This is a genomic window from Chthonomonas sp. (assembly GCF_035294505.1).
GTDB lineage: Bacteria > Armatimonadota > Chthonomonadetes > Chthonomonadales > Chthonomonadaceae > Chthonomonas.
In genome coordinates this window covers 1-18,117 of the sequence record NZ_DATGKU010000189.1, presented here as the reverse complement: position 1 = coordinate 18,117, position 18,117 = coordinate 1, and the positions used below count along the sequence as shown (strand labels likewise).

Below are 18,117 nucleotides of genomic sequence, written 5' to 3'. Positions count from 1 at the left end.
TTACTGACCTGTATTGCACCAAGCTCGATGCCAAGCTCTCGAGCAATTTTTGCCGCCAACTCCGGGTTGGCGTTCCCTGTGAAAACGCGCAGGGTGTTGGTTTGCATCCGCTCTCTCCTTGCCATAGGGCCTGTAATCGCTTAGATGTCGCCTCGTTGGGCGATGTGCTTTCGGCGGGTCAACCCTCCCGCTCTTTAGCGTGGTCTGCTCGTCCTCCGCGTACCCTTACATGCGCCAATTTTCACGCAAAACCAGAATTGGTTGCCTGTTGCGCGAACACGAAACGCAAAAAATTTCGTTTATAGAATCTACCTTATTTAGAGGTGTTCTTCTACTCTCCCTTGCCGGCTTTGCGTCGCCTATAGTCCGCAGCCCACCCCTCCTTCACGGTCTGATACGAGCGGGCAATAGCCAAAGCGTCGGCGGGCACGTTAGCCGTGATCACCGAGCCGGCCGCGATAAAGGCACCCTCCCCGATCTCCACCGGCGCCACCAGCGTGGAGTGGGAACCCACAAAAGCGCGCGGGCCGATCTGCGTGCGGTGTTTCTGAAAGCCATCGTAGTTACAAGTTATGGTGCCTGCACCGATATTGGTTCCCTCCCCTATCTCCGCATCGCCAAGATAGGAGAGATGCGCTGCCTGGGCACGTGGGCCAAGCAGGGCGTTTTTGAGTTCCACAAAGTTGCCTATACGCACCCCTACCCCTAAATGAGAGTTTGGTCGAATCTGGGCGTAGGGGCCCACACGTACATCATCTTCTAATACGCTATCGGCCAGCCAAGAGGCGTACACCTGCACCCGGTTCCCCAACCGACAGCCCTCGATGCGTGCAAACGGCCCCAAAACGCACTCTTCTCCGGCCTGTGTGCCCTTTAGCAACAGCGTATTTGGTTGTATGACGCTATCCTGCCCCACCGTTACATCCACATCTACCCAAGTGCTCATGGGGTCTACTACGGTAACCCCGGAGAGCATAAGGTTTTCCAATAGGCGTGCCCTCAGCAACGCCGCAGCCTGTGCCAACTCCACACGTGTGTTGATGCCTATGGCCTCGTTAGGGTCTTCCAAGGCCACAGTCTCCACAGGCGCCCCTTGTTGCACAAACCAGCCGATGACGTCCGTGAGGTAGTACTCTCCCTGGGCGTTGTTAGGGCGCAGTTGGGCGAGCGCCTTCCAAAGCCGAGGGCCATCAAAGGCATAGATGGAAGGGTTGCATTCGCGACATCGGCGCTGCTCCGGCGTGGCGTCACGCTCTTCAACAACGCCGATCACGTGCCCTTTCTCATCACGGACAATGCGGCCGTAACCGGTCGGGTTTTGCAACTCCATCGTCAGCATGGCCACAGGCACATGAGCCTGTACCCGCGTCTCAACAAGCCGTCGAAGGGTAGGAGGCCGAAGCAGCGGGGTGTCCCCGGCCAGTACGAGCACGGTATGCGGCCAACTCTCCAGCAGGCTTTGTGCTGCCCGCACCGCATCTCCGGTACCTAAAGGGCGCTCCTGATGCACAAACTCAAGCGAGCACCCCTCCGGCATCGCCTCCTCCAGCCCTGCGCGTACCCGCTCCGCCTCATGCCCTACCACCACCACTATCCGTTCGACCCCGGCCTCCCAACAGGCACGAATTACATGGGCGGTAACCGGTAAGCCGCAAAGAGGATGCAACGGTTTGGGCAGACGCGACCGCATGCGGGTAGACTTTCCGGCAGCCAGCAGCACGGCCACCGTTGGTGGCAAGGTCTGTTCCCCCGCATGATGAGCGCCTCGAGTAGCGGCGTGTGTCATGTAGAAAACTCCATCAGACAAAATTGCATTCGAGCATAGAAAGAGGCAGTGTCTGCCTTTAGTCTACCTCTCCCCCGCAAAATAGAAGGGAAAGACAGATCGTTACGCGGGCGTGTCAACGGTGTTTCAAAGGGGTAGAAGATGTGGCCTCGAACACACCTTTATTTGGCACGGGCAGCGTAGTTAAGCCGCAGATCGGTTAAACGACGCCGCAGTTCACGCAACTCCGGCTCCGGCAGATCGCTCTCCATCTTGCTCACAAGAAACTGCATACAGTCTATGGCAAGCTGTGCCGCCGGCAGGTTCTCCTCAATCTGGCCGGTCTTAGGGTTCGCATGAAGCCCCAAAGCACGCCACGCATGAGCATCGAAGACGCCAACCAGCGCCAACGCTAGCTGTTTTACTTCCATTTGTAAAGCGACGAGAGGCAACAAGACCTCCGGACTTGGCATCCCCTCCTCGCTCTTGGAAGCGGAGGTATCGTTTGTTGGCTGGGATGATGACGCTTCTGCAGACGATGGCTCCTCCTCACGGCCGGCCGCAGCTGAAGCACGACGGTCTATCACCCGAAACTCCGGTGTCTGATCTTCCATCGTCTTCCTCCCTCAGGCTTCTGAACACTCCGAACTCGTTTTTTTTCGTCGCTTACCCTTCTGCAGAAGAAAGTATAGCACAGATCGAGGCAAATCACCAAGAAATTTTTGCTATACAGGGCCATGCGATTTGCGATGAAGCGAGCCTCAGCTTATCCCCACCAGTGCCCCTATCGGGGAGAGGAGAGACCAATAAGCCAACGCGCGGTTTCCTTTGATAATCTTTCCTTCGGAAACTAGCCACAACCGCCCCCTTTCTCCCTAATAGGGAGAAAGGAGGGGATAGGGGGCGAGCAAGATGGACTTGCTCTACAAACTGCCTCTAGAGCCGGGAAATTGGCAATTTCTCCAGCCCCTCCCCAACCCTCCCCGTACACGGGGAGGGAGGGCTAGCTTCCCCCCGCGTGCGGGGGGATGAGAGGGGGGCTTGGGCGTCGGCATTCTGCAGCCCACCCCTTTCCCTCAGAACTGGTGCGAAGTGAAACTTAAGATTTCTCGCCTTCGGCTCGAAATGACAGGTGGTGATCTCGGAATGACAGTTGTTGATCTCGTCTCCGACTCGGAATGACAGTCGTATCACCAGTTCTTCAAGCCCCCACCCCCACTCCCCTCCCCCTATCAGGGAGAGGGGAGACCAGTAAGTTCACTAGTGGTCTCCTGTGATAACCTTCCCTTCGGAAACTAGCCACGACCGCCCCCTTTCTCCCGAATCGGGGGAAAGGATGGGATAGGGGGCGATCAAGATAAACTCACTTTGCTGACTCGCTCTAGAACCGTGAAGCCAGTAGCCTCTACAGCCCCTACCCCTCAGAACTGGTGCGAAGTGAAACTTGAGATTTCTCGCCTTCGGCTCGAAATGACAGGTGGTGATCTCGGAATGACAGTTGTTGATCTCGTCTCCGGCTCGGAATGACAGTCGTATCGCTGGCTCTGCAGCCGATGCCCTTCCCCTAGTGAGAATGAAACGGGAAGACCTCTCAGCTTCGCTTCGAGGTGACATGGGGTGCCGACGCCCCCCTCATCTGCAAGACCGCTGCATCGCCGTGCGCTAGCACCTCCCGAATAGAACTTTAGCCGGGAGGCCATGTCATGAAACGGCCGCCGAGAATGTGCCAATGGAGATGATAAACCGTCTGCCCGCCGTTCTCTCGACAGTTCACCACCACCCGAAAACCATCCTCGGCAAGCCCCAACTGCTTGGCCACCTCCTGCACGCAGCGCAAGGCCCTGCCAAGCAAAGCGGTATCCTCCACATCCAGCAAGGTGGCAAAGTGTTGACGAGGTATCAGCAGCACATGCACCGGAGCCTGCGGATTGAGATCACGAAACGCTACAAACTCGTCGTTCTCGTATACCTTCTCCGCCGGAATGCTTCCATTGGCGATCCTACAAAACACACAGTTCTCTGCCATGAACTCTACCTCCATAGGGTTGATATTTAACTGCGCTCGCCTCTATCCTTCAAAAAGAAGTTAAGAAGCCCACTAATCAGCCCCATCGCGATGAAGCCGAGCAGGGCGGCCTTTGGGCTGGTGATACGAAAAGTGGGAAGCACCGTGCCAAGAATCCAAAAACAGGCCACATTCAACGCAAACCCAAATAGCCCAAACGTAAGGCAGTTGATAGGCCAGGCAAAAAAGAGAATGATGGGTCGAATCAACGAGTTAAACAGCCCCAATATCACCGACACCAAGAGGATGGTTACCACATACTCCGTGCCCTTTGCATGGATCTGGATGCTTGGGTAGAACTGAACAAGAATGTAAAGTGCTAAGGCACTAACCACCCAGCGGGTAATCCAATTTCGCATCGTCGTACCTCCTCAAAATTTCACGGGGATTCGCCACGCTAAAGTATACCTCTCCCTCACAGAGGCCTGCAGGAAGTCGCTTAGGCAACGGTGTATAATAGGGCAGCTTCGAGAAAAAATATGGAATAAGGAGAACCCAATGCCGTTTTTCTTGCGGTTACGCCTGATTCTCATGATGTTTTGGGAGTATGCCGCCTGGGGCGCGTGGATGCCTATCATCAGCGATACATTGCAACATCGAGGCATTAGCCCTGTAAGCACAGGGGCGATTTTCGGCGCTTTCTGGCTTGGATGCGTTATCACGCCCTTCATCGGCGGGCAGATCGCCGACCGCTTCATGCCCAGCCAGATATTTTTAGGAATTTCCCATATCCTTGCGGCCATTGCGGCCTTCACCATGGCGCACCAGCATTCTGTCATCGGCCTCTATGCCTCCATGCTGGCCTGGTCTCTCTTCTTCGCGCCCACGTTAGGCATCACCAACTCGATTACCCTCCACCACGTATCCCGTTACGTGGACAACGAAAAGATACGAGAACGCGAGTTCTCCATCATCCGTACGGCAGGCACCATCGGGTGGATTGTGGCTGCCTTTCTCTATTTAGCCTATACAAGACTCACCCATTATCATGCGGAAAACCTCAGCACCCCCATCGCCGAGATGATGCTTACGGGCATCCTCAACCTGGTAATGGCCTTTACCTGCTTCTTTATCCTTCCCAACACCCCGCCCGTTAAGGAGAAAAAAGTAGACCCTCTGGCCTTCCGCGAGGCGTTCCGCCTGTTTCACGAGGTGCCCGGCTTCACCGTCTTCATCGTCATCTCCTTCTTTGCCGCCACCGAGTTCATGTTCTTTTACAACCTGTCCGCCCCCTTCCTCGACAGCCTTCACATACCGAGGAACCTCATCCCCATCACCAAGTCCATTAGCCAGGCCACCGAAGTCATCGCCCTTGGCGTGCTGCTGCCGCTCTGGTTGCCAAAATTCGGCATGCGTTGGTGCCTACTTATCGGCAGTTTTGCCTGGCCTTTGCGCTATTTTATCTTTGCGCTTCAAAAACCGGTATGGCTCGTGGTGGCCTCGTTGGGCCTGCACGGTTTCGGCTATGCCTTTGTTATGGTGGTGCAACAACTCTATATAGACCGTGTGGCCCCGCGCGACATTCGGGCAAGCGCACAAAACATGATCAACTTCTTCACCTTGGGTGTAGGCAACGTCATCGGTAGCTACTTCAGCGGCTGGGTACAAGAGCACTTCACCGTACATGGTCAAACAAACTGGCCACCGGTGTTTATTTTGCCCGCCATCACCACGCTGATCTGCGCTGTGGCCTATATGTTTACCTTCCGCGATGAGGATGTCGAACGCATCGCAGCTCTGCGAGAGGAACAAGCGGTGGTGGCATAAAGGCGTAAAGAACGTCACACGGGAAAAATGCGTGCGTTTTGGACGTATAGTAGGAGGGTACACAAACCCTCCCCTATTTTGTGGAGATAAGGAGAAGAAAGAAGGTGCCTTTCGAATATAACCCCGCCCGAAGAGTGTTTATGGCCTCGGCGCTGGGATTAACGGCTTTTTCCTTGTTTGGGCAGCCCGATGCCATTGCCGACTCCATCAGCCCCAATATCCAAAGCTACGTCGTGAAGAACCTTCAAGACTTCGAGGCCTACATCCATCTCGTACGCTATAACGCCGAAGCTGCCCGACGTATTAATAAAGATTTCGGGCTGATCTACGAATGGATGCAAAAGGCCCGAGGAGACCTGCTCGTCCGCTATAAAGAGCCGGATAAGTTTCGCCTGGATGGACGTTTTGGCGCCAGCAAGGGCGTCTTCATCGTTAACGAAACCACCCAGATCGTGCGCTTGAGCATCGGCTTTAAGGACGTGCGCGACCTCGGCAAAAGCCCAGGAAAGCGCAAAACCCTCCTGGATATGGGGCTTATCTCGCCCGACTATCTCTCCTACACGGAGGCCGATTTTCAAGGGGTTCGCCCCTTCAAAGGCACTCCTTGTGCCGTCTTTCGTATTAGCTATCGAGATAAAAGCCTCGATACCTCCTTTCGGCTTGTTTGGATAGACCCCAGAACGCGCGTTACTTTAAAGCGTGAGGAGTATAGCCAGGAGGGGAAACTGCTCTCCATTTGGTACTATAAGAACATTAGAGAGGTAGCATCGGGGTTGTATATGCCCACCGAAATAGAGGTGGACGATGATCAGGGCACGTTGGCTGGCGAAACGGCCTATCGAGACATCCGGGTGAATATCCCCATGCCCGATAGCCTCTTTGAGTAGTCGAAGGAGTTAAAGTGGAAAGCGCAGGAGTGAAACTGCCGGGGCCTAAAGGCTTTTGGGAGATCGTAAAAAGCGTTAGCGCAGCCGAAATCGCCCGAGAGGCTCAACGCCCTCTTAACTTAGGCTTGGTGGGCCCCGCTGAAACGCGGGAGCCTCTTGTTCAAGCGCTCTATGGCCTTACCGAAGAGACCGTGCCGCCCCTCACACCTCGTGTGCTTCCCGGAACCTCCGCGCTTTCCGTCTACGATTCGTTTAAGGAGGAAGACGGCTTTCCCCGCAACCCGGAGTACCACGATCTGGTGATTGATCTCACCGGCTCGCGCGAGGGCGCGCCCGAAGGGGTTCCCATATATAGCGTTCCGGAGTTGGGCGGCTGGGAAAAAACGCTGGAGCGTATCCTCGAGGACAAACCCGACCTAGCCCTCGCCCTAGCCCGCAGCTTCCCTGCCTTCCGCCCCATGGTGGCCCGGCGGATTGTGCAACAAACGGCTCTCGTTAACGCCGAGTTCGCCATGCTCTCCGGTCTTGTGGAGCAGGTGCCTCTCTTAGGGGCCATCGGCATTCCCGGAGCCGCCTTCAGCGACATCGTGGTCCTCACCAAAAACCAGGTGATGATGACGCTGCGTTTGGCAGCCATCTATGGGCTGGAGGTGGATTTTCAAAGCCGCCTGGCCGAGCTGGCCCCTCTGCTCGGCAACGCCTTTGGATGGCGCGCCATCGCCCGCGAACTGGTTGGCCTTGTGCCGGTTGTTGGGTTCGTTTCGCGCGCCGCTATCGCCTACGCCGGAACGATTACGGCAGGGCGGGCGATGCAGTTCTATTATGAAACCGGACGCCGTATGAGCGCTGCGCAAATCCGCCAGCTCTATCGGGAAGCCTTTGTCGCCGCAAAGGATAAGCTGCGCGGGCTTACTCCCAAAAAATCGCTCAGATCGCTCCCGCCCCCTTCAGAACCGCTCCTCGTGGAAGAGACCGAGTTTGCGGAAACCCCGGAAACGATGAAAGAGAGCGCTCCCTAAACGTTTTTGTGCGCCGGATTTTCATCTTTCCCCGCTTCCGCAGAGGGATTGACTTTTTCCTCTGCTTCCCCCACCGCGTGCAGCAAAAAGGCCTCGGAAGCATCATGGGTATGGGCCGCACGTAACAGCGTTTCGGCATCCGGCGGGGTGGGCGCCGCCGAGGGGCGAAGCAGCTGCGACGGGTAGAGTGCGGTAAGGTGATCGATCGCCTCGTCTAAACGCGAGAGCAACTCCGCATTTGCCGTTTTCCGGCGTGCCCGCCGAAGCACCACCAACGTATCCTGATCGCCACAAACGCCCATCCCGTGCACAAGCGCGGGCAGCAAAACCATGCGTAGAAGGGCTGTGTTGCCTCCGCCCTCTTTTTCCGATCCAGGGAGAAGCCGATAGAGTTGCTCTTTAACCGCTTTCGGCATCTCTACGCGCTCCTCTGGGGTCAGGCGTAGAAGCCGATCGTGCGTGATCGCCAGCAACCTGTTATACTGTTTCCGCCTGTTCTCCGGCGCCCACGCGAGAGGGAAGTGGATGAGAAGCCCTAAAATATCCGGCAGCGCTTCGAGGAACTCGCGCTGCCCCAGCCTCTCACTCGATTCCACAAGCTGTGCAAAGAGCTGTTTATAGTTTTCGATGCAACGCATAACAGGTACAATAAGACACGAGGCCACTAAAATACCCATGCCAACGGCCGCGATGATGAAGAAGCCCTCATATTTGCCTACATAGGATGTTAGATGCAATAGTGATAATAGTCTATCAATGACATACAATATAATAAGCGGTAGTACAAAAGTAGCTATTGGTAAAGAAAAGATATATGCAAGAACAACAAATATCGTTCTCAGATTTCGTGTGCGGTAGGTGCGCATCAGCTTTCGAAAACGCTCAAGCTCGCCTGTTTTCCCCGATTTCGCCTTAGAAAGGGTACGGCTATTTCTCCACAGAGCGGTAGGGTCGGCGCCGAAGGCAGAAGGGTTTAGCAGGGCGTAGATTTCGGGATTGGAGTAGTACTCTCGTAAGAGGAAACGTCGGTTGATGCGGCTTAACCCTTTGATGCTTCGGGCACGAAGGAAATCGTGCACCAAGCGCGGCTCCTCACAAAAGGTGATAAACTCCTCAAGCCGCCGAATATGCCACCGATGCTCCTTGCGAAGCCTCTGAATAAGGGGGGCAAGGCCCTCCGAGGTTTCGCATACAAGATAGGTGAGCGCAGCAACGACGGTACCTCCCTCTCTCTGTACAAAACGCTTGATCCGACGGATGTACCATCGATCCAATGTGGCGAACCCTATCATGTAGAGCATAAGGAGAAAAAGAACGCCTAGGGTAATAGGCAACGACACGACGCTCTGTTCCTGGGTGAGCGCCCGAAAGAAATAGACGCCGTAAGAGAGAAGGGTGCTGAAGGTGGCGCACCAAAGCGTTGCATACACTCCCTTCCGAAGTCGGTTGCATCTACCCAAATAGCGCTCGAAGCGCAGCTCAAAAAGCTTGTGGTGGATATAGTCTTGCAGCACCGCTGCAGGAGATGGGGTGAGCGTGCTGAGCAGCCGCAGCCCCTCCTGGCTAATCTCCGGTTCATCTGAAAGGTACTTTTGCAAAGCTTCGGCAAGCGCTTCTTCATCCATTGCCGAACCTCGGTGGCGGAGGTCATCGTATAGCTCTGCTTACGAGCCTCCATCCTAGTCGGTTTCAACGAATGCCTCGTCTTTTCTTAGCACAAAACCAGAAACAGAAGGCCTGAGGTGCTTCTATCGCGCTAACTCTCTAAGATTTTTGGATGGTGCCGATGCCAATCGGTGGCCTGTTCGTAGGCATGAGCGATGCGCAGAAGGGTGGTTTCGTCAAAAGGCTTGCCGATAAGCTGCAGACCCACCGGCAACCCGTTTACGAAACCGCATGGCACCGACAGACCGGGAAGGCCCGCCATATTTACCGGAATAGTACACACGTCGGCCAGCTTCATCTCCAGCGGGTCTGCCTTCTCCCCTATGCGGAAAGCGGGGGTAGGGGAGGTAGGCGTAACGAGCGCATCAAAACGCTCGAAGGCACGGTCGAAATCGCGCCGAATGAGGGTTCGAGTCTGTTGGGCGCGGCGATAGTAAGCATCGTAGTAGCCTGCAGAGAGCGCGTAGGTTCCCACCACGATGCGTTGCTTTACTTCGGGGCCAAACCCTTCATCGCGCGTTTTCTCGGTAAGGCCGATATGGCCGACCCACTCTTTGGAACGCAGGCCATAGCGCACCCCATCAAAACGTGCGAGGTTGCTGCTGCACTCCGCCGGCGCGATAATGTAGTAGGCGGCCAGGGCATAGTCGGTGGTAGGCAGGCTGCACTCCTCCACAGTCGCCCCTAAACCGGCTAGCACCTCAATGGCCTGCCTCACCGCTGCGGCCACTTCGGGCTGCACTCCCGCCCCAAAGTACTCTTTCGGAACGCCCAGTCGCAAGCCCTTTATTTCCCCGGTAAGCGCCCCAACATAGTCGGGAACCTCTAAGTTAAGACAGGTGGAATCGAGCGGGTCATGGCCGCTAATGGCCTGTAGTAAAAGGGCACAATCGGCCACGGTGCGCGCAAAGGGGCCTATCTGGTCGAGCGAGGAGGCATAGGCGATAAGCCCGTAGCGACTGACTCGCCCATAGGTCGGTTTCATGCCGACAATGCCACAGAGCGCTGCCGGCTGGCGGATGGAACCACCCGTATCGGAGCCGAGAGCAAGCGGGGCTTCCGCAGCAGCCACCGCAGCCGCCGAGCCACCGGAAGAGCCGCCCGGCACGCGCTCCAGGTCCCACGGATTGCGGGTCGGCTGAAAACCGGAGTTTTCGGTGGAGGAACCCATGGCGAACTCGTCTAGATTCGTTTTTCCTAAAAAGACCATCCCGCTCTCACGAAGATGGGCTACCACGGTGGCATCATAGGGAGGCACAAAATTGTAAAGAATTTTCGAGGCGGCTGTTGTGCGAATGCCGCGCGTGCAGAGATTATCCTTCAGCGCGATCGGAATACCTGCTAGGGGATGGAGCGGCTCCTTACGGGCGCGTTTCTCGTCTACCGCCTTCGCTTGCGCGATGGCCTCCTCCGGAGTCACGGTAAGATAGGCCTGAAGGTGAGGCTCTAAGGCCTCGATGCGCTGCAGAAACAGGGTGGCTAACTCCTGGGCGCTTATCTCGCCTTTGGCAAGAGCCGTGCGCATGGCTGCCACAGACCAAAAGTGCCTTTCCGACATCGCCTAGGCGTCCTCCACAATGCGGGGAACCACAAAGTAGCCCTCACGTGCCTCAGGGGCATTGGCCAACAACTCCTCACGCGGTAGCGATGGCGTGACCTGGTCAGCGCGTAAAACGTTGTAGACGGGAATGGAATGGGATGTCGGCTCGACCCCTTCTAGGTCGAGCTGTTGAAGTTTTTCAAACTGCTGCAACAGATTATTGATGTTTTGGGCTTGTTGCAAAACCTCTTCGTCGGTCAGTTCAAGCCGGGCTAAAAGCGCTACTTTCCGCACCTCTTCCGGGGTTAAAGCCATATCGGTACTCCGCTCCCATGGAAAATTCCTCTACGTTGAATTGATTATAGCACGGATAGAGGATTGTGTTCGCAGCAACACGATGTGAAGGGTCAGAATGGGGGTATACTTATCGTAGAATGACGATAAACGAGGGAGTTGCGATGGAGTGTCAGGCCGACTCAGTTCCTATGGCCACATCGGAAGAGGCGTTACAACAACGCACGCGCTTTGCCCGGTTGTGCAAGGCGTTGGGGCACCCGGCACGTCTTCAAATCCTACAGTTTCTGGCGACGGTGCCCACCTGTTTCTGTGGCGATATCGTGAAACAGCTCCCTCTTGCCCAGTCTACCGTGAGCCAGCACCTCAAAATTCTCAAAGAGGCCGGCTGGATTCAAGGGGAGATCGAAGGCCCTCGTACCTGCTACTGGCTCAATCGAGAGACGTTGGCCGAGTTCCGAACGCTCGCGGCCAGGCTACCCTAATTTTTATCCACTTTTCATCGTATATCGCCGATTAACGATAATATGAACAACAATAACGAACGAAAGGAAACCATCCTTAAAACAGCTTTCCGTGCGTGACCGCTGGTTGACGGTGTGGATCGGCCTTGCCATGCTTACCGGACTAGGCCTCGGTGCTTTATGGCCCACCTTTTCTACGTGGCTCGGCCGGTTTCAGATGGGCACAGCCAATCTGCCTATTGCTGCGGGCCTTATTCTCATGATCTATCCGCCCCTGGCCAAGGTGAACATCGAGGCGCTACCTACCGTCTTTCGCAACCGAAAAATACTGGTGCTTTCCCTCATGCAGAACTGGGTTATCGGGCCTCTGTTGATGTTCCTGCTGGCCCTCCTTTTTCTGCATGGCTCTCCCGACTTTTTGGCAGGCCTGGTGCTTATCGGTTTGGCGCGGTGTATCGCGATGGTGCTGGTTTGGAACGAGCTAGCCGAAGGGAATACGGAGTACGCGGCGGGGCTAGTTGCTTTCAACAGCGTGTTCCAGGTGCTGTTCTACAGCCTTTACGCTTGGCTTTTTCTAACCCTGCTGCCGCCGATCTTTTGTATTAAAGCAAGCCGTATTCGAGTTTCAATAGGAGAGATCGCATCGAGTGTTTTTCTTTATTTAGGCGTTCCCTTCATCGCTGCCCTTCTAACACGCCTTGTTCTTATCTCCAAGCGCGGCTCTATGTGGTATGCCGAACGGTTTTTACCCCGGATCCAACCGATAACTCTCATTGCTCTTCTTGGAACGATAGGGATTATGTTCAGCATTAAGGGAAAAGCCGTTCTTCATGATCCCCGCGACGTGCTTCATGTGGCGATTCCGCTGCTCCTCTACTTTGTGGTCATGTTTTTAGTGAGCTTCGCAATGGGGAAGGGGGCCGGTGCCGACTATTCGCAAACTACCACAATCGCATTTACGGCAGCCAGCAACAACTTCGAGCTGGCCATAGCGGTTGCCGTATCGCTCTTTGGCATCGGCTCCCCCGAGGCTTTTACAGCCGTTATCGGCCCTCTTATTGAGGTGCCTATTATGCTTGGACTTGTGCAGGTAGCCCTCTTTTTTCAACGTCGCTATTTCGGGAACAGCCCAACGCATCCTGCTCCAAGCCCCTGCAGGGAACTGAATTGTAATCGCCTATTCGCAGATCAAAATGTCTCTACTGAGGAGGACAGATGAAGCAAAAGGTGCTCTTTCTTTGTACCCATAACTCGGCACGCTCGCAGATGGCCGAAGGGCTGCTACGCGCCTTGGCAGGCGAGCGCTTCGAGGCCCACAGCGCCGGTACCGAGGCAACCCTCGTGCGCCCCTTGGCCATCGAAGTGATGAAAGAGATCGGTATAGACATCTCCGGGCAGACCTCAAAGACGCTCGACCGCTACCTATCGGAAACGTTCGATTGGGTGATCACCGTCTGCGATGCGGCAGCGGAGGCCTGCCCCCGCTTTCCAAACGCCAAACGCCGCCTGCACTGGTCATTGCCCGACCCCTCGCGAGCCACCGGCTCCGAAGAGGAGCAGCGCAACCTATATCGCCTGGTGCGAGATAGGCTGCGGCAGCATATTGAAGAGGAACTGCTTAACGCAGTGTAGAGCGCGAGCAGCTCAGCTTTTCTCACCACGTCGCAACTGCATAGGGGTGATAGAGGCTCCCTGAGCGGTAAGCAGCATATTATCAATAAGGCGCGTGGTGCCGATTCGCACGGCCAAGGCCACCAACACGGCGTCTTGATCCCCAATGGTTTTGAGAGGCTCCAAAGTTTCCGGGTGAACGACGGCCGCATAGTCCACCTGAGCCGCAGGCTCCTGCGCCAGGAAGGCCTCCATCTCTTTCCGAATCTTGTCGGCGTTTCGTTCCCCGCTGCAGAGGGCTTGCTGGGCAAGCAGCAGAGCGCGGAACAGGATCGTCGCCTTTTGGCGCTCCTCCGGCGAGAGATAGGCGTTGCGAGAGGAAAGGGCGAGGCCATCGGGTTCACGCACTGTGGGCAGCACCACGATCTCCGTGGGGATGTTCAGGTCGCGAACCATGCGTTCTATGATAACCGCCTGCTGATAGTCTTTCTGCCCGAAATAGGCGCGGTCGGGCTGCACGATATTCAGCAGCTTCGTCACCACGGTGGCCACGCCGACGAAGTGGCCGGGGCGATGTTTTCCTTCCAGGGGACGGCTGAGGTTTTCGACCTCCACTTTCGTCTGAAAACCTGCCGGATACATCTCTTCGACACCGGGCGCAAACACGGCATCTAGCCCCACGGTGGTGGCCAGTTGAAGGTCTTGCTGTAGGGTGCGCGGGTAGGATTGGTAGTCCTCGTTTGGGCCGAACTGCGTGGGGTTCACGAAGATGGAGGCGACAGCGATATCGCAGTCGGCCTTTGCCCGCCGGAAGAGGGAGAGATGCCCTTCATGCAGCGCTCCCATGGTGGGCACAAATCCAACCGATTTTTCTTCTTGTCGCAAGCTATGTAAATAGGTGCGTAACTCGGCAATTTGATGAAACAAGCGCATCTTTATAAACTCTGCTCCTTTGAAGGAAAAATTCCTTTGCGAACCTCTTCGGCGTAACTGCGCAAAGCGCTCTCTATCTGCTCTCCAATCTGGGCGTACTGCTTAACATGGTGGAAGGGACGCCCCGGCGGAATGGCCAGGAGGTCGTGCCAAACCAGCACCTGCCCGTCGCAGGCGGGGCCGGCTCCAATTCCTATGGTGGGTATCGAGATCGACTCGGTGATCCGAGCCGCCAGGTCCGCCGGAATCATCTCCAGTACCACCCCAAAGGCACCCGCCTCCTCTAAGGCTTTGGCATCCGCCACCATCCTCTCCGGTGCCTCCGGCTCACGCCCCTGCAGCCGATGCCCTCCCAACAGATGCACGGACTGCGGTGTTAGGCCGATATGCCCCATCACCGGGATGCCGGCGCCCGTTAATTTCTTCACTAACCCTGCAACCAAAGTGCCCCCCTCAAGCTTGACGGCCTGCGCTCCGCCCTCCTTCAGCAGGCGAATGGCACTTCGCATGGCCTCCTCCTCCCCTATTTGATACGAACCAAACGGCATATCGGCAAGCAATAGCGCCCGATGTAGGCCGCGCCGAACAGCCTGAACATGGTGTAGCATCATCTCTAAAGTGACGGGGAGGACATCGGAGAAGCCGAGCACCGTCATTCCCACCGAATCGCCTACCAGCACCACATCCACCTCGGCGCGCTCGGCCAACAAGGCGGAAGGATAGTCGTAGGCCGTAACCATCACGATCTTCTCCTTCTGCGCTTTCCGAGCGCGCAGTTCCGGCACCGTAATACGCCCGCGCCTCTCTTTCCCCTGCATTCTTACTTACTCCGACTCCGTGTTCGTAGGAAAAGGTTCATCTGCCAGGGCAGTCTCTTGCTGTTGCTGCTGCCAAAACCGCGTGCAGAGAGAGAGAAAGTCGCACGTTTCGCAAAGCGGCATACGCTTTGGGTAAACCTCCGTGAAATCGGTCTGCAATATCTGTTCTACGATTCGGTCGAGGTCTTTAGTAAACTCTTCAAGCGCTTCGTCGCTAAGGGCCACGGTGGCCGCTTCTCCAGAACGAAGGCAATAGATGGTGGCGCAAACCGGAGCTTCAGGGTAAAGCCGCTTTACCAACAACTGATAGCAGCACATCGCAAGGCTAGAAGCCACATCCTCTGGGGTGATCGTGGTAAGGCCGCTTTTATAGTCAATGATCTCTAACGTTCCATCCGGATGACGGTCAATGCGGTCTACGCGTCCCTGAAGAATATAGCGTCCCATATCGTAGGAGAGCGTCTTTTCGGTAGCAAAAAGCTCACGGGTTTCACCGCGCTGCGTTATCTCCTGCCGATAAGCGGCCACAATCTGTTCGCCCATCGCCAGATGCTCAGCCTCCTCTGTGGCGTCGGTATAGCCGGCCTGCACCCAGTTTTGCCGTAGCGATTGCACCAGCTCTTCGGAGGTGAGCGAGGCGCCCTGCTCGTGAAACTGGCGCAATACAAGGTGCAGCGTGGTGCCGAAGCTGTAGGAGGCACGAGGACGTTGGTAAAACCTACCGATGCGATCAAGATAGATGTAGCGATACTTTACGGCGCACTCTAAATAGGTCGCTATGCGCGTGGGGCTGAAGATAGGCTTCCGTTTTGCACCCTCCGATCTATCTGCCGTTCGAGCCGTGCGCATAAAAAATAGCTTCCTTTTTATCAAGAGCCGAGGGAACCGTGCCCCACGCTATGCGCTATTTTACCGCAACTTTGCACGTCACGAAAAGTGCTCGGCCGCACGGCTATCTCGATGGAGGGGCAACATGAGAAGACCAAACGTTATTCTTTCCCAAAAAAGCAGGAATCGGCAGGGGAGATCAAGAAATAGAAGAACGCTTCACTCTACATTTTGGAGGCCCCTGCATGACGTTTCACATTCCATCGAGCGCTTGGCTCCTGCTGGCTCTGTTCGTCATTGGTGCGGGCAGTGCTGCAGAAGCCCAGGTGAAGATCGAGCGCGATGTGCCCTATCTCGGTACCCCGCACAACATTCGCATGAGCAACGGAACCGTCGAGCTGATTCTGCCTACCGACTACGGCCCGCGCATTATGCGCTACGCTTTCGTAGGCAGTGGAGATGATGGCAATATCTTCGCCACGATCCCCGGCGTCACCTTAAAAACCTCTCTGGGCGATTGGTACATTCGGGGTGGTCATCGTCTGTGGCACTCCCCAGAGGCCATTCCCCGATCTTACGTGCCCGATAACGCCCCTATCCAAGTTGAGATTGATGGGAACACCGTAAAACTCATCGAGCCGGTAGAAGAGATAACCAACATCCAAAAAGAGATATGGGTCACCCTCGACCCGCAAGGCAGCCACGTGACCGTGGTGCATCGCCTTACCAACAAAGGGCTTTTCCCGGTTCAGATGGCCTGTTGGGCCATGTCGGCCATGAACACGGACGGCAAGGCGATTTTTCCGCAGGAACCCTATGTCTCCCACGATGCCGACATCAGCCCGGCGCGCCCTCTCACCCTTTGGAAATATACCGATATGTCGGACCCGCGTTGGATGTGGGGCAAGCAGTTCATTACGCTGACGCAAGACCCCAACCGCTCCGAACCCCAGAAGTTCGGCATCGGTGACCACCAGGGTTGGGCGGCCTATTTCCGCCACGGTGTCCTTTTCCTAAAACGCTTTAACTACCACGATGACCAAACCTACCCCGACTTCGGCTGCAACGTCGAAAGCTTCACCAACAACATCTTTCTCGAGCTGGAGACCCTCGGCCCATTGGAGACCGTGCCGCCGGGCGGCACCATTACCCACACGGAGCAGTGGTGGCTATTTAAGAACGTAGACCTAGGCACCGGAGAGGCCGGCATCGCCGCCGCTCTCCAACCTATTCTTGAAGAGACGGCTCCTGCCGCCTCCAAATAGCCCCTTTTTTCGGTCGTGGTCTTCTAGAAATAGGCAAGACCACGACCGCCTCTCTTTTGAAACTCAAAGCCCCGAAAGCTGTTAAAAATATAACGCGATCTCCCTATAAAACGTCTAAAAGGCAAGATTCCTACACGAGGAGAAACGGCCATGCTGCCTTGTTGGAGAGGGTTTAGAACCCGGATGCACAACGAAGCGATCGCTTTGCGAAAAACTGCCTTGCTTATTTCGCAAATTCTGCTGCTTTGTCTCTATGTGGGCATTCAGACGGCGTCAGCAGGGCACTACGTCGTGTCCTATAGTGGCGGCCAAATAGTGACTACCATCATCAATAAAAACAGCAAAAAGATTCATCTCACCCCTATGCAGACCCAGTTAAGTTTTATTCCGGCAAGCGATGACGGCAGCACTATCCCCAGCTACAACGGTCAGATGACGTATGCCATCTTTAAAGCCGGATCTCTTAATTTTGTCTTTTCGGAGCTTGATGGGCCGCTTACGGCCACATTCACTTGGGTTCCCGATCATCAAGAGCCACCACCATCCTATATTGTCGTGAACCGGCGATTTTACCTTCTCGGCTATGTCAATTGGAAGACGCAACCTCTTAAACTCACCATCAACAGTGGGTTAGGTTTGCCATTGGAAATGACCAGACAAGGACCTCAGAATGCAAGCTACAGTATGGGCGGGGCCAACTGCTTGCTGATCGCTCATCCCGCGGCGCATTTCTCTTTATCTGTCTCCCCAAAAATCGTTTTGCCTGGCGAGAAAACGAATCTCGAGGGAGGAGGCTTCATACAAATTGTCTTTCAGGCCTTCGCCACCCCCATTCAGATGAATCTGGAAGGCGGTGCAGAAACACCCTCCGGCACAGAGTTCATGGTTGGGCAACGGATAAAGGCCTCCATTGCAGCAGACCATCTCACCCCAAAAAATCTGCACTGGCGCATCGAGGGCGACTGCCATCCTTTTAAGTTCTGGGACCTAGGCAGAGGGTCGGCACACTATGCCGTCGCGCGTTACGTTCCTCTGGCAAGAAAGGACTTCAACGCCAACGAATTCTATTTCTATACTCGCACCCCAAGCCGTCATAATCGAGTAACCTGCACCTTCGATATCGCGTTACCACCCGATTCGCTGCCCAAAGGCGGGTTTCATCATCTTACGATCACAAGCCCCGATTTTGCGGTGCT

Annotated in this window: 18 protein-coding genes; 8 read left to right on the top strand and 10 right to left on the bottom strand. The window is 55.5% G+C overall.

Annotated elements, in window-relative coordinates; translation table 11 throughout:
- Nucleotides 1-331: 331 nt before the first annotated feature.
- The 4 genes from glmU to VKV18_RS11710 all read right to left on the bottom strand — a co-directional run bounded on the left by glmU (nucleotide 332) and on the right by VKV18_RS11710 (nucleotide 4,189).
- A complete protein-coding gene (gene glmU / locus VKV18_RS11725; protein WP_324204387.1) occupies nucleotides 332-1,786 on the bottom strand; it encodes a bifunctional UDP-N-acetylglucosamine diphosphorylase/glucosamine-1-phosphate N-acetyltransferase GlmU in 1,455 nt (484 codons plus the stop codon).
- A gap of 161 nt (nucleotides 1,787-1,947) precedes the next feature.
- Nucleotides 1,948-2,379 (bottom strand): DUF1844 domain-containing protein, encoded by a 432-nt coding sequence (locus VKV18_RS11720; RefSeq protein ID WP_324204386.1) that lies wholly within the window; start codon nucleotides 2,377-2,379, stop codon nucleotides 1,948-1,950.
- Between the two features lie 1,070 nt (nucleotides 2,380-3,449).
- Nucleotides 3,450-3,791, bottom strand: coding sequence for a histidine triad nucleotide-binding protein (locus VKV18_RS11715; protein ID WP_324204385.1), 342 nt, complete (start codon nucleotides 3,789-3,791; stop codon nucleotides 3,450-3,452).
- Between the two features lie 26 nt (nucleotides 3,792-3,817).
- Nucleotides 3,818-4,189 carry a phage holin family protein gene (locus VKV18_RS11710; RefSeq protein WP_324204384.1) on the bottom strand — a complete coding sequence of 124 codons (372 nt, stop codon included), beginning with the start codon at nucleotides 4,187-4,189 and terminating at the stop codon, nucleotides 3,818-3,820.
- Between the two features lie 139 nt (nucleotides 4,190-4,328).
- Between VKV18_RS11710 and VKV18_RS11705 the strand changes: the two genes are divergently transcribed.
- The 3 genes from VKV18_RS11705 (at nucleotide 4,329) to VKV18_RS11695 (ending at nucleotide 7,503) form a co-directional block, all read left to right on the top strand.
- Entirely contained in the window at nucleotides 4,329-5,597 is a 1,269-nt protein-coding gene (locus VKV18_RS11705) for an MFS transporter (protein WP_324204383.1), read from the top strand.
- A gap of 104 nt (nucleotides 5,598-5,701) precedes the next feature.
- A complete protein-coding gene (locus VKV18_RS11700) occupies nucleotides 5,702-6,484 on the top strand; it encodes an outer membrane lipoprotein-sorting protein (RefSeq protein WP_324204382.1) in 783 nt (260 codons plus the stop codon).
- A gap of 14 nt (nucleotides 6,485-6,498) precedes the next feature.
- Nucleotides 6,499-7,503 (top strand): hypothetical protein, encoded by a 1,005-nt coding sequence (locus VKV18_RS11695; protein WP_324204381.1) that lies wholly within the window; start codon nucleotides 6,499-6,501, stop codon nucleotides 7,501-7,503.
- Here VKV18_RS11695 and VKV18_RS11690 read toward each other — a convergent pair.
- The 3 genes from VKV18_RS11690 to gatC all read right to left on the bottom strand — a co-directional run bounded on the left by VKV18_RS11690 (nucleotide 7,500) and on the right by gatC (nucleotide 11,023).
- A complete protein-coding gene (locus VKV18_RS11690) occupies nucleotides 7,500-9,128 on the bottom strand; it encodes a hypothetical protein (RefSeq protein ID WP_324204380.1) in 1,629 nt (542 codons plus the stop codon). The two genes, VKV18_RS11695 and VKV18_RS11690, sit on opposite strands and share 4 nt — an antisense overlap.
- Before the next feature lie 131 nt (nucleotides 9,129-9,259).
- Nucleotides 9,260-10,726 carry an Asp-tRNA(Asn)/Glu-tRNA(Gln) amidotransferase subunit GatA gene (gene gatA, locus VKV18_RS11685; RefSeq protein ID WP_324204379.1) on the bottom strand — a complete coding sequence of 489 codons (1,467 nt, stop codon included), beginning with the start codon at nucleotides 10,724-10,726 and terminating at the stop codon, nucleotides 9,260-9,262.
- Between the two features lie 3 nt (nucleotides 10,727-10,729).
- Nucleotides 10,730-11,023 carry an Asp-tRNA(Asn)/Glu-tRNA(Gln) amidotransferase subunit GatC gene (gatC, locus tag VKV18_RS11680; protein ID WP_324200280.1) on the bottom strand — a complete coding sequence of 98 codons (294 nt, stop codon included), beginning with the start codon at nucleotides 11,021-11,023 and terminating at the stop codon, nucleotides 10,730-10,732.
- 143 nt (nucleotides 11,024-11,166) lie between these two features.
- Between gatC and VKV18_RS11675 the strand changes: the two genes are divergently transcribed.
- The 3 genes from VKV18_RS11675 to VKV18_RS11665 all read left to right on the top strand — a co-directional run bounded on the left by VKV18_RS11675 (nucleotide 11,167) and on the right by VKV18_RS11665 (nucleotide 13,098).
- Nucleotides 11,167-11,487 (top strand): metalloregulator ArsR/SmtB family transcription factor, encoded by a 321-nt coding sequence (locus tag VKV18_RS11675; RefSeq protein WP_324204378.1) that lies wholly within the window; start codon nucleotides 11,167-11,169, stop codon nucleotides 11,485-11,487.
- Nucleotides 11,488-11,617: 130 nt separating this feature from the next.
- Nucleotides 11,618-12,685 (top strand): ACR3 family arsenite efflux transporter, encoded by a 1,068-nt coding sequence (arsB, locus tag VKV18_RS11670; RefSeq protein WP_345786413.1) that lies wholly within the window; start codon nucleotides 11,618-11,620, stop codon nucleotides 12,683-12,685.
- Nucleotides 12,682-13,098: an arsenate reductase ArsC gene (locus tag VKV18_RS11665; protein WP_324204376.1), complete on the top strand. Its 417-nt coding sequence runs from the start codon at nucleotides 12,682-12,684 to the stop codon at nucleotides 13,096-13,098. The genes arsB and VKV18_RS11665 overlap by 4 nt, the downstream gene beginning before the upstream one ends.
- A 12-nt stretch (nucleotides 13,099-13,110) precedes the next feature.
- On the opposite strand, the gene panC is transcribed toward VKV18_RS11665, so the two are convergent.
- The 3 genes from panC to VKV18_RS11650 are packed head-to-tail and all read right to left on the bottom strand — an operon-like array spanning nucleotide 13,111 to nucleotide 15,677.
- Complete coding sequence (panC, locus tag VKV18_RS11660; protein WP_324204375.1) at nucleotides 13,111-14,010, bottom strand: pantoate--beta-alanine ligase; 900 nt, start codon at nucleotides 14,008-14,010, stop codon at nucleotides 13,111-13,113.
- Between the two features lie 2 nt (nucleotides 14,011-14,012).
- Nucleotides 14,013-14,828 (bottom strand): 3-methyl-2-oxobutanoate hydroxymethyltransferase, encoded by an 816-nt coding sequence (gene panB / locus VKV18_RS11655; RefSeq protein WP_324204374.1) that lies wholly within the window; start codon nucleotides 14,826-14,828, stop codon nucleotides 14,013-14,015.
- A gap of 6 nt (nucleotides 14,829-14,834) precedes the next feature.
- Nucleotides 14,835-15,677: a PD-(D/E)XK nuclease family protein gene (locus VKV18_RS11650; RefSeq protein WP_324204373.1), complete on the bottom strand. Its 843-nt coding sequence runs from the start codon at nucleotides 15,675-15,677 to the stop codon at nucleotides 14,835-14,837.
- A 224-nt stretch (nucleotides 15,678-15,901) separates the two neighbouring features.
- Here VKV18_RS11650 and VKV18_RS11645 point away from each other — a divergent pair, with 224 nt between their 5' ends.
- Nucleotides 15,902-16,921 (top strand): hypothetical protein, encoded by a 1,020-nt coding sequence (locus tag VKV18_RS11645; RefSeq protein ID WP_324204372.1) that lies wholly within the window; start codon nucleotides 15,902-15,904, stop codon nucleotides 16,919-16,921.
- Between the two features lie 183 nt (nucleotides 16,922-17,104).
- Nucleotides 17,105-18,117: hypothetical protein (locus VKV18_RS11640; protein WP_324204371.1), on the top strand; the 1,013-nt coding region annotated here is incomplete at its 3' end.